We start from the raw sequence: 11,431 nt of genomic DNA, 5'->3' as shown, positions 1-11,431 counted from the left end.
AACATTCTCTATTTTTATTCCAAAAGAGAAAATTCAAATTATACCGATCTTTACAAGTCGACTCGTACGGGCGATGAGTGGCCGCGAGGCGATGAAATTGAAATCCTGAATTCGAACTTTGACGATCAAAGTCCTTTTATTTTAAATAAAGAAGAAGGGATTCTTTTTTCATCCAATCGAGACGGAGCGATCGAATTTCAATTAGCCAACGGAAAGATCGGAGTTTCGAGAGATCTTTATTTTTCTAAAAAGGTAAATTCCTCCTGGGCCGAACCGATCGCCCTTCCAAGGACCGTGAACACGGAAAAGATCGAAGAAAATCCGTTTTTGTTTAACGATCGATTGTATTTTACCCGTTATCCGTTCGGGCAAGTTGCCGAAGCGGACATCTTTGTTGCGGCTTATAAAAACAAAACTTGGGAGAAGGCGACGATTCTTCCCGAACCGATCAATACGCCTTATTCCGAGATTGCGGCTACGATCGGCAAAGACGGTAAGACGATTTATTTTTCCTCCAATCGTCCCGGCGGTTTTGGCGGTTATGATTTGTATAAATCGACGTTGCTTGCGGATGGAAACTATTCCAAGCCGATCAATCTTGGTCCCGAAATCAATACGACCGGGGACGAAGCGTTTTATTTGGAAGCGGGCGACGGATTGACGTTTTATTTCTGTAGAAAAACCGGACGCGACTACGATATTTATTCCAACCTTTCCAATCCGTTTCAAGAATTGGAAAAAGGAAAATCGATTTCTTTGGACAACATTCATTTTGCTTTGGGGTCTTATGAGATTCTAGAAAATTCTTTTTCAATTTTAGAAAATTTGAATATTTACTTAAAAGAAAATCCGAACGTAAAAATTAAGATCACAGGACATACGGATCTCAACGGAGATTCACAGGATAACTTGATTCTTAGCCGGAACCGCGCGAACGCAGTAAAAGATTATCTCGTTAAAAAAGGGATCGATTCCGGAAGGCTTTCTACGGATGGAAAGGGAAGTTCGGAACCGATCGTTCCTCAAAAAAATCCGGAAACGGATTATAAAAACAGAAGAACCGAATTTCAGATCATAAGCCCTTAGAAATTCCTTTTTCCGTTTAAAATGCTCTGGAAAAAAAGGAGGATCGATCTATCATTTGTTTCATGTTCGAGAAAAGAATATTATGTTTGTTTTTTGTTTTTCCAGCCGGTTTATTTTCTCAGTCCGAATATGCCGGTTCCAGATTGGAAAAGATTCTTTCCAAAAAGGAACTTGTAGTCGGCGTTAATAAACAATACGAACCGTTTTATATCGAAAATCCAAATGACGGATATCCTGGTTTAGACGCGGAGTTGGCTAAGCTCTATGCCGATTATCTCGGCGTCTCTTTAAAATTGGTTCCTCTTAAAACTTTCAGACAGTTTTCAGAGGACATCCGCGCGGGTAATATCGATCTTGCGTTAGCCGGAATGTCGACCGATTTAAATCGGGGTAAACAAGTCACTTTCTCCGATCCTTATCTCGTTACGACGCCCGCCGCTCTCGTCAGTAAAAAGATTCTTCCTCCCGAACCGGAAGGGAACATCGTTACTTCCAGAAGATTTATGAGTCTTTCGGACCTTACCGTTCTGAGCGGTCTTGTAAGTTTTTCTGTAAGATCCAATACCACGAATCACATTTATCTTCAAAAGAAATTCTCCAAACTTCCGATTTACAGTTATCTTTCGGATTCGATCGCGGTTGATAATCTACTCGGCAACAACGTGACTTGTTTTGTCGCGGATAGTTTTTTTATTCTTACTTTGCTTCAAAAAAATCCCTCTTTAAGAGCAAATTATCTTCCGCTTTTAGGAACGGTCCAAGAGGAAAATATCAGCGCCGCTCTTCCGCAGAACGATTTGATTTTTGCGGATAATTTGAACTTCTTTATCAAGGAATTGAAACGAACCGGTGTTTTGGATGAATTGAGAAACCGATATTTTAATCAGAATAACTGGGTAAAATGATCCGTGTCCAACGACCTTTCTAAAAAGGCTTATCATTTCTATTACCTTGCGATGATTTTATTTCCATCCTTGCTTTTTTCCCAGGAAATTGAAGAGAAAACCAAACTCGACTTTCAAGGAAATTACAGGGTGCGCGGATTTAATCTCGGAAGAGATATCTACACGTCTCGTCAGACGGCCGCCACTCCCTATGATAAGAACGCCTTTAAAACCGAAGAACAACAAAAAAAACAAACCGCTGCGGAAACGGAAATTGCGGAAAGATTAAAAGGGAATCCTAGCACCTTATCTCCTCAAAAAGAAGATATTTCGTATTTCGATACTAGAATGACCGTCAACATGAACTTCAACACTTCGAAATACTTCGAAGCGCTCTGGGGGGTTCAAGTCGGAGATATTACCTTCGGCGGAAAGGGTTTCGGTCAAAATTCCACGACCGGTCCGGGTCAAGGAGGAGAAGCGGGTTTTACTTCTCCCGTAAACATTCAAACTACGTTCTTATATTTGAATTTTAAACTTCCGGAAGACGCTTTCAGTTTGAGAGTCGGCCAACAACTTTTTTCTTCGCCGAGAGGAAGAGTGATTTTTAGTCCCGGCACAGGAGTTACGGTCAACAAAGATTTTCGTTTATGGAATACAACGATCGAAGCGGGTTGGTTTGTGGCGAGGCAGAACGCTCAACTTGACTTGGACAAAAATACTTACGCGGATAGGAATTATATCGGGACGAATATTTATTTTTACGAAATCAAAACGAGCTTCTTCAACAACGTAAAACACGAACTCTATTCTTACTTTTTGGACGATACGATTAAATCCATCGACAAGACGACTAACGCGAACGGGACGGTGATCGCTCTGGACAGCGAAGTAGGCCAATTGTTTTGGCACGGTTTTATGAATGAGATCAATCTTTCAAATTTCGGATTTGTGATTCACGGGATTTACAATCACGGAACCGTCCGTTCCTTGGATCCGTATCGCGATGAAATCGGAACCGTTTTGTACAATCGATATAGCAGACACAGTATATCCGGCGGAATGGCCGATCTTCAGTTTTCTTATCGTTACAGTGAAAATCTTACTTTCAACTTAGTGGGTGTGGGCAGTACCGGACGGCCCGGTTTTGATAAGGACGGAACAAAAGCCAATCTTCGAGCGGGCGGTTATAAAACCTTGATGCCGGGTTATTCCATATCGAACATTGCAAACGACTTTACCGGAGGTTACGCTCTTTTTTCGGGAAAGGATTCCAGCGGTTTGTACGAGTACGGAATCAACGGAGACTTTGTCGTTTACGGTCCGCTGCTCTTGACATTAGGATATTATCGATTGTACGGAACAAAATCGCCTTTCATCGAAAACAATCGTTACTTCAATTTCGATAATGGATACAAAACGAGCGCCTTTTTCGGACACGAAGTCAACATCAACTTAAGATGGAGCGCGTTTCGAGACATGCAGATCCTGATGAGATCCGGTTATTTTGTGGCGGGCGACGGGTTGAAGGCTTATTTGGACACGACTCAGGGAAAAATTCTCAGAGAATTTTTCGTAACCGCGGAACACAGATTCTAAAGTTGAAGACGGGAGCGAATCGCTCTTCCCAAAGTGTATTGATCGGCAAGTTCGATCGAACCTCCGACGGTAATCCCGTAAGCGATTCGAGTAACGTTAACCGAAAGAGGTTTCAACTGATTCGCTAAATAGTCCGCCGTAGCGTCTCCTTCGAGAGTCGGGTTCGTAGCGATCAAAACTTCCTTCGCTTGTTCGGGTTCGATTCTTTCCAAAAGTTCTTTGATCCTCAGATCTCTCGGACCGATTCCCTCCAACGGAGAAATCACTCCGTTTAACACGTGATATTTGCCGTGAAATTCCCTCGTGTTCTCGATAAAAAAAATGTCTTCGGGTTGTTCCACCACACAAAACGTATGAGTATCTCTTTTTTCCGAAGTGCAGATATCGCAAATTTCAGTTTCCGCATAAGAGCCGCAACGTTTACAAAATTTAATTCTACTTTTCGTATCCGTAAGTTGATAAACGAACTGGTTGAAGAGACCTTGTTCCAGTCTTAAAAGATGGAAGCTGATTCTAAAAGCGCTCTTTCTTCCGATTCCGGGAAGTGAGGAAAGCGCTTCCACCATTTCGTCGAGAAGATGATTAGCCAAAATTTCCGCCGAACATTTTGGAAATTTCCGTAAAGTCCAGACCGCCGGACGCGGATTGAAATTCATGAGTGCTCACTTCTTTCGCTTTTTTGAGAGCGTCGTTTGTCGCCGCCATGACGAGATCTTCGAGCATTTTGTTATCATCCGCGTCGAATAGTTGTTTGTTGATAAATACGTTGGTGATATGACCTTCACCGGTGGCAGTTACGGTTACCATTCCGGCGCCTGCGTCCCCCACCACTCGAATTGCGGCGATGCGTTTTTTTATTTCTTCCATTCTTTCTCGGAGCACGCCCATATTGGAAAGAAGTTCCGAAAAATTTTTTATCTTATCAAACATAAAGTTACGAATCCAATTTTGGAAATTTACTTCGATCCACTTCCGTTCCCAGAAATTTTTTCTTAATCTCGGTACTTGTGTCGAACTTTTGAGGATTCGATTCTGCATTTTCGGAAGGTTTTAGCGCACCAAAAGGATCGGTTTCCAAATCCGAATCCCGTTGATTAGACTCGAATTGAGATTCTAAAACGAGAGAAAGCGCATCATCTTTTTTTTTAGGAGGTTCGTTCTGCGGAACGTTTTTGAGCGGCGGCGCCGTCGAAGAGCGATCCGGAACTGCGTTTTTCGAATCTTGCACCATAAGAATCAGGTGATTGATTCGATCTACCAAACCGGCCAAACTCGGATATGTAAGTTCTTCCACGAGTTTTTTGATTTGAATTTCCGTGAAAACCTTGATCTCAAAGGAATTTCTCAAACGAATCGTTTTGATTCTTTCGTAGATCTCGAAAAGTTTTCCGGAAAGAAAATTCAATTTCGAAGAATCCACATTCTCAAAATCGGATTTCATTTTTATGAGATCTTCTTTTGGAAAATTAACGGACTCGGGATCGGCAAGAGAATCACGGATTAAATTGAGAGTATGAGTAAACTCGATGGAATCCCATAAAAATTTGTAAATGTCCTGACCTTCTTGGTAGAGGGATTCTAAAATTTCGAGCGCCTTGGAATGATTGTCGGGATCGACGAGACTTTTGATAAACGAAGTCAGGAATTCGATTCCATGATAACCGATCATCTTTCTGATTCCGGTGCCGAGTAGTTTAGAATCGGTGAATACGATCGCTTGTTCCATAAAGGAAAGCATATCTCTCACGGAGCCGTCCCCTTTTTTTGCGATCCAAAAAAGACCTTCCTGATCGTACTGAACGTTTTCGATCTTACAAAGTTTTTCGGAATAATCTTGGAGAACGGACAAGGGAACTTTCTTAAAAATAAAATCCTGACATCTGGAAAGAATGGTCTCTGGAATTTTATGAAACTCCGTCGTGGCTAAAACGAAAACGATATGAGCCGGAGGTTCTTCCAAAGTTTTTAAGAGGGCGTTGAAAGACTGGTCCGTCAACATGTGGACTTCGTCTATTATATAAACCTTATATTTCCCGCCCATCGGAGAGAACTTTACGTTGTCCCGGAGTTCGCGGATGTTTTCGATTCCCCGATTACTCGCGGCGTCGATTTCAAGAACGTCGCTGGAAATTCCCCGAGTGATTTCGGTGCAGGAATTACATTCGTTACAAGGTTCGTTGTCGATCGGGTTTTGACAGTTTAAACGTTTGGAGAGAATTCTTGCGATCGTCGTTTTACCGACACCTCGAGGACCGAAGAAGATATAAGCGTGACCGATTTTTCCGGATTTAAGAGCGTTTTGAAGAGCGCCTATTGCCAGGTCTTGATGGATTACGTCCCGAAATTTTTGCGGGCGATACTTCCGGGAAAGGACTTCGTGAGTTCCTGCCATAATACGGAGTCGGAGAAGCCGGGATTCGAACCCGGGGTGCTTTTGGCACACATGCTTTCCAAGCATGCACAATAGACCACTCTGACACTTCTCCTGTAGCTTTCAGGAATTCCGTCGAAAGGTTGTACGTCAATTGAATTTCTTTCTTCTAACTTTGAAAAACGATTTGAACGCATCTCTGGAAATTTTAGCGGGAATACAAACGAGCTCCGGAAAAAAATTTCGAGAATAAATCGTCTCGATGCTCAAAGACGAAATTCCCTCTCCTTGTTTTGCGGGTAAAAGATAAACAACTTTCGGAATTCTGGAAAGTAGAATGGTTCCCGCGCACATCAAACAAGGTTCTAACGAAGTGATAAGTGAACAATCCGTAAGATAACGAGTTTGTAGTTTTTCTTTCGCGTCGCGGATACAAAGGATCTCACTATGAAAAGAAGAGTCCGAATTTTTTTCCACTTCGTTGAAAGTTTCGGAGATCAATTCGTTTTTGTGATAGATTCTCGTAAAACTCGGAATTTCTTCTCCGTCGTGCGAAACTAAATTCTCCATCCTTTTTAAGAAATCGGCGAGAATGATCTCAAAATCTTTCGAATGATTCATGTGGATCCGAAACTTTGAGTTTCCTTTTCTTTTTTGAAGGACCGTAAGTCGCAAGAATTCGACTTTTTCGAGATAAAATCTTATCATTTAAGCATTCGCTCATAGAGATTCTCTACAAATTCTTCTTGATCGAACCTTCGGTAAATGGTTTTTTCACGAAATGATTCTCTCGGCGAAGTTTTTGCATAACGAAGTCTCGGTAAACAGAAACAATTCAGTTTTAGTCCGTATGAATTCGCCGACAGGCGCGAACAATCCGGATCGAAGATCGATCGTTTTGGGTTTGTCAATCGATAGAAGCTGGTCCATGAAAGGAGAAAAACTGGAAGCGGTGATTCAGGCCGCTTCTTCTTTGGTCAATTGGTTGACTCGAAGGGATTTTCTTTCCGTGGTCGCTTATGCGGAAGACATTCACGTAATCCAACCCGTCATTCAGCTTGTGGAAAAAACTTCGATCGTCAATCGGATTCATACGATTTCTCCGGGAACGTCGACCAATCTTTCGGGCGGTTGGTTGCATACTCTGAGAGGTTTGGAATTATTTCCGGACGCATTCGTGTATAAGAGGGCGATTCTTTTAACGGACGGAAATCCTACTCAAGGAATTACGGACCCGATCGACTTGATTCAGATCGCCCGCGATCATTACAAAAAAGGAATATCCACCACCGTAGTTGGTTTCGGGGACGACTTCAACGAAATCCTTTTGAAGGACATTGCGGATGCGGGCGGTGGAAACTTTTATTACGTCGAAAGTCCCGAAGGAACGGGCGATATTTTTTTTCGAGAATTCGGAAACATCGGTTCTTTATACGCGCAATCCATCGAGACTAAAATCGATTTCGGAAAGGACGTCGAGTTTCTCGAATTGATAAGCGACATTCCTTTTTATACGGAAATGGACCCGGAACAACCGAGCAGAATTCGTTCCGTTGTAATTCAATGCGGCGATATGCGTGCGGACGATATTCGAAATATCGTATTTAGAATCAGAACACATCCTGAAAATTTAATATACAACGGCGACAAGGATTCCGGAATCAAGATTACGAATTCGTTTTATAATCTTTCGGATAAGACGAGGTTGGAAAACGCCGAATTCGATTTGAAACCGGATTGGAAATCCGACTCCGTGAAAGAGGACGCGGACGTGATCGTGGAAACGATCATAGCGAAATCCGGGAAGGCATTAAAAAGAGCGAGTTCTCTGATTCGGGAAGGTTCCTTCGAAGAAGTTTCTCAGACTTTGAACTCTCTGATCAAAGAAGTGGATCAGCGGATCGATCTTGCTCCGGAAGTTATGAGTTCTTTAAAATCCCGATTAGAAGCTTTGCGGTCGAAAGTTAAAGAGAATTCTAAAACGGCCGGGAAACATCTTATGGCGGGAGCCTCGGATATTCGATACAGGAGTACGGATCCTATATCGGAAGACGTCGTATATCACGATCGAATTTTTGTATATAAGTCTGTGGACAATATCGATTTGTACAGATGTCCCGAATTGAAAAGTAACATTCAGGAAAAAATGTACGAAGGTTTTAGATTTGTTGTCATCAATTTAAAGTCTTCTTCTTTTATCGATTCTTCCGCGATCGGGACGTTGATTCAAATCTCAGGTTGGTTGAAAAGAAGAGGCGGTGAATTGGTGGTTTCCGATTTGAGCGATTCCGTAAAGAAGGTTTTTTCGATCACGAGATTGGAAAGTCACATTCGAGTTGCCGAAACGGAAGAAGCGGCGCGAGCTATCATCAACGATGTAATTCGAGAAAGAAACGTTTGAATTACATCGTTGGAAAGAATCATTCCTTTACTTCGCTTTCGGCTTCGATGACTGCCTCTTTGATTTGATCGTAAAGTTCCGGTGGAATTGCGATTCCTTTTTGAGTCGGTTTTTTTTCTCCGTCTTTATCCGTATACCAAACTCGAAGGTTGAGATATTTGGTTCCTTTGTATTCGGATACTTCCACGCGAATCACTTCGCCTCGGCCTTTATCTACGTCGCGGATCACGCCCATTTCAGATTCTCCCTGAATTGCGCCCTGAAATGCGACCCATAGAGAGCGTTTCATTGAGTTCCGACAAAACTTTATCGAAACAGGTGCCTCATTTTCTACGGGTCATTCGGCAGGAAGCAATTCGCAAATGTTCAAATTAAGTTTACTATAACTTCGCAGGACACTCCCACGGTTGCATTTTAGTGCGAAGTTTAATTTTTATACCAGTATAAACAACGGATAGGAATTTCATCGATTCGTTTTTAGTAATACTAAAGTGAAAATCTAAAATAAAATGATTGAAAACTTCCGTAACTTTCAAAATTCAATGGAGTAAATCGCCAATTCCAACGAAATACGAAGCGGCAGGAATTTACAGCGCGTCCCACAACTTAATTACACTTTATCAGAAAGATTAAGCCGGTAACTAACGCATACCGCTTTTATCGACGCTGGGTTCTTATGTTTCAACAGCTCTAATAAAAAAGCCGAAAGAAACAAAGTTTCCTCCGGCTTCTGTTTAAGAAAAAAGAAAGAATCTCAGTAGGTTTCAACAAACAACTGGTGAGCGCCTTCTAAATGATGTTTGAATTCCTCGTAAGTTCCGGTGTTTCCGGCGATTTTTTGTATTTCTTCGATCACACCTTTTTCCATTCCTTTCGGCCCGCCGCAGATATAAAAACGTCCACCACCGTTTAAAATCTTTTTTACCGCGTCTGCTTGTTCCCGAACTCTGTGAGAGATATACATTCTTCCGCCGTCGAAAGGATTTCTTTCTTCCCTGGAAATTGCGGTGACGAGTTTGAAATTCTTATATTTGTTTTCCAAACCTCTTAGGTAATCCATCATTACGAGTTCGTCGGAGTAAGGAGCTCCGTAAACGAGAGTGATGTTTCCGGTAAAGTTGATGAGTTTGTGTTCTAAAAGTTCTTCGCTCATTCCGATAAAAGGAGCGATGCCGGTTCCAGTCGCGAGGAACATGATGTCTCCGCCGAAATCGGAGACGGGAAGAAGAAACTTCTTACCGGAAGGTCCGGTCATTACGACTTCGTCGCCCGGTTTCAAATCGCACATATAGTTGGAACAAACGCCTTTGTGTTGAAGGTTTCCGTTTTCATCATATACATTGTCTCTTTTGATGATGAATTCGATGTTATCTTCCTTCATACCGAAAGAGTAACTTGGAGAAGCGATCGAATAAAGTCTTACCGTATAAGCCGCGTCGGCTAAACCCTTCGCTTTTTTTTCGGCATCTTCTCCGGGAGGAATCACTCCGCCGCTTTGTCCGATAACGTAGGGATAAGCCGAGTGATCGATCGCAAGAATGATTCTATGAACGAGCGCTTCCCCTTCTTTTTTGGGTCTTTTTCCGGTTCCGGCTTCCGGAGTTAATAAAACGTTACTAATCACTTTAGCTTTGTAAGGATTTGATTTTTTAAATAGGTTGATCTGAGGTTCTCTAATCGGTTTCATGAGCGAGTTCAATTCCTAAAAATGAAGAATCTTTCGAATTTACTACATGGTTTTCAGAGAGAGCATTTCGTCAAACGGGATATTTCCGTCCTAGCTCCGACGAACTTACGACCGCTCCAAAACGTTGACACTGTAATTCCTTAGTCAGAGTCGTTAAATTTTTCCGTTTTTCATTTACGAAAAGGCTCAAGACTGCACGAAACCGTCGTTTTGGGAAAGCTTCTTATAATTCTTATAAACTGATGAGTTACTTATCCGGCCTCTTTTCTTTTTTTGAGTGACGATCGGGAACATTCATTTCTCCGTGTAACAAGAAAATAAAACGAGGGAAATATGCCCCAGATCAAGTTATCGGAATTAACGAAAAAAATCAACGGGTCTAAGATTACAAACACACAGACACCGGATGGAATCGTAGTAGATAAGATCGTTTCAATTTCGCCGGGAGCGAAGGACTCCATCAGTTTTCTTTCCAGTAAGAAAATGTTAAGCGAAGCAAAACAAACTCTTTCCAGCGTAATATTAACCACCGAAGAATTTGCAAAAGAGTTATCCTGCCCTTGCCTTGTTGTTTCCAATCCGGAACTGAGTCTTGCGGAAGTTCTCGACGTTCTTTATCCGCCCTACGTTCCGTCCGGAAAAATTTCTTCCAGCGCTTTGATTCATCCGACTGCAAAATTAGGAGCCGGAGTTACGGTTGGGGAATATGTCGTAGTCGGAGAAAACTCAGTGATCGGCGCTAACACTTATCTTGAAGACGGAGTTAAGATTTCCAGAAACGTAATCATCGGAGAGAATTCTCATATCGGTCCGAATTCTTCCATCCAACACGGAGTCATCATCGGAAAAAGATTTATATGTTCCGGAAATTGTTCGATCGGTGGAGACGGTTATAAGTTTATCACTGCAAACGGTAAACATCATAAGATTCCTCATGTCGGCACCGTAAGAATCGGGGACGACGTTGAAATCGGATCGTTATGTTCGATCGATCGAGGCGGTTTGGAAGATACGATCATCGGAGACGGATGCAAATTTGATAATATGGTTCACGTCGCGCATAACTGCGTCCTTGGAAAAAATATCATCATCGCCGGACAAAGCGGCGTTGCGGGAAGTACCATTATCGAAGACGACGTGATCATCGGAGGGGCCTGTGCAATTTCGGATCACCTATTCGTACCTAAGGGAACCATTGTGGGCGGGGGCTCTTCTCTTAGGAATTCTCCAAAGAAAAAGGATATTTTTGTCGGTTGGGATTACGGACTTACCTTTTCGGAATATCAAAAGGTTCGCGTGAATATTCGAAATCTCGTGAATTTCCAGAAATGGGCTAAAAGAATCAAGGAACTGGAAAAACTCGCCGGAATTAAAGTGGAAGAAAAGGAATGAGCTTGACAGAG

At 42.3% G+C, this 11,431-nt stretch carries 11 protein-coding genes and 1 tRNA gene (1 of these 12 running past the window's edge); 5 read left to right on the top strand and 7 right to left on the bottom strand.

Annotated elements, in window-relative coordinates; genetic code table 11:
• From LEP1GSC194_RS00710 to LEP1GSC194_RS00700, 3 genes are all read left to right on the top strand, one after another.
• A protein-coding gene (locus LEP1GSC194_RS00710) for an OmpA family protein (protein WP_020771830.1) crosses the window boundary here: on the top strand, positions 1-1,086 show its 3' portion. It extends 390 nt beyond the left edge of the window; only the last 1,086 of its 1,476 coding nucleotides appear in the window; its start codon lies off the left edge, out of view; its stop codon occupies positions 1,084-1,086.
• A 62-nt stretch (positions 1,087-1,148) separates the two neighbouring features.
• Positions 1,149-1,991, top strand: a complete 843-nt coding sequence (locus LEP1GSC194_RS00705; protein ID WP_020771900.1) for a substrate-binding periplasmic protein — start codon at positions 1,149-1,151, stop codon at positions 1,989-1,991.
• 3 nt (positions 1,992-1,994) lie between these two features.
• Positions 1,995-3,569 carry a hypothetical protein gene (locus tag LEP1GSC194_RS00700; protein WP_020771769.1) on the top strand — a complete coding sequence of 525 codons (1,575 nt, stop codon included), beginning with the start codon at positions 1,995-1,997 and terminating at the stop codon, positions 3,567-3,569.
• Here the strand turns inward: LEP1GSC194_RS00700 and recR are convergent.
• The 5 genes from recR to LEP1GSC194_RS00675 form a co-directional block, all read right to left on the bottom strand.
• Entirely contained in the window at positions 3,566-4,159 is a 594-nt protein-coding gene (gene recR, locus LEP1GSC194_RS00695) for a recombination mediator RecR (protein WP_020771959.1), read from the bottom strand. The two genes, LEP1GSC194_RS00700 and recR, sit on opposite strands and share 4 nt — an antisense overlap.
• The gene (locus LEP1GSC194_RS00690) at positions 4,152-4,499 is read right to left on the bottom strand and encodes a YbaB/EbfC family nucleoid-associated protein (protein ID WP_020771848.1); all 348 of its coding nucleotides are present in this window, start codon (positions 4,497-4,499) and stop codon (positions 4,152-4,154) included. Before LEP1GSC194_RS00690 ends, recR begins: the two co-directional genes overlap by 8 nt.
• 4 nt (positions 4,500-4,503) lie before the next feature.
• Positions 4,504-5,961, bottom strand: coding sequence for a DNA polymerase III subunit gamma/tau (gene dnaX / locus LEP1GSC194_RS00685; RefSeq protein WP_020771941.1), 1,458 nt, complete (start codon positions 5,959-5,961; stop codon positions 4,504-4,506).
• 10 nt (positions 5,962-5,971) lie between these two features.
• A tRNA-Ser gene (locus tag LEP1GSC194_RS00680) sits at positions 5,972-6,055 on the bottom strand.
• A 35-nt stretch (positions 6,056-6,090) separates the two neighbouring features.
• Entirely contained in the window at positions 6,091-6,561 is a 471-nt protein-coding gene (locus LEP1GSC194_RS00675; RefSeq protein WP_036040582.1) for a nucleoside deaminase, read from the bottom strand.
• Between the two features lie 160 nt (positions 6,562-6,721).
• Between LEP1GSC194_RS00675 and LEP1GSC194_RS00670 the strand changes: the two genes are divergently transcribed.
• Positions 6,722-8,341, top strand: coding sequence for a VWA domain-containing protein (locus LEP1GSC194_RS00670; RefSeq protein WP_020771789.1), 1,620 nt, complete (start codon positions 6,722-6,724; stop codon positions 8,339-8,341).
• A 19-nt stretch (positions 8,342-8,360) separates the two neighbouring features.
• Here the strand turns inward: LEP1GSC194_RS00670 and LEP1GSC194_RS00665 are convergent, their stop codons facing one another.
• Positions 8,361-8,576 (bottom strand): transcriptional coactivator p15/PC4 family protein, encoded by a 216-nt coding sequence (locus LEP1GSC194_RS00665; RefSeq protein ID WP_020771809.1) that lies wholly within the window; start codon positions 8,574-8,576, stop codon positions 8,361-8,363.
• 519 nt (positions 8,577-9,095) lie between these two features.
• Positions 9,096-10,028: a ferredoxin reductase domain-containing protein gene (locus LEP1GSC194_RS00660; protein ID WP_020771908.1), complete on the bottom strand. Its 933-nt coding sequence runs from the start codon at positions 10,026-10,028 to the stop codon at positions 9,096-9,098.
• A 333-nt stretch (positions 10,029-10,361) separates the two neighbouring features.
• Here LEP1GSC194_RS00660 and lpxD point away from each other — a divergent pair, with 333 nt between their 5' ends.
• Positions 10,362-11,420, top strand: a complete 1,059-nt coding sequence (gene lpxD / locus LEP1GSC194_RS00655; RefSeq protein WP_020771780.1) for a UDP-3-O-(3-hydroxymyristoyl)glucosamine N-acyltransferase — start codon at positions 10,362-10,364, stop codon at positions 11,418-11,420.
• Positions 11,421-11,431 lie beyond the last annotated feature (11 nt).

This window comes from Leptospira alstonii serovar Sichuan str. 79601 (genome assembly GCF_000347175.1).
GTDB lineage: Bacteria > Spirochaetota > Leptospiria > Leptospirales > Leptospiraceae > Leptospira > Leptospira alstonii.
Note: the sequence above shows the minus strand (reverse complement) of the source record. Positions and strands in the feature narration are given on the sequence as shown.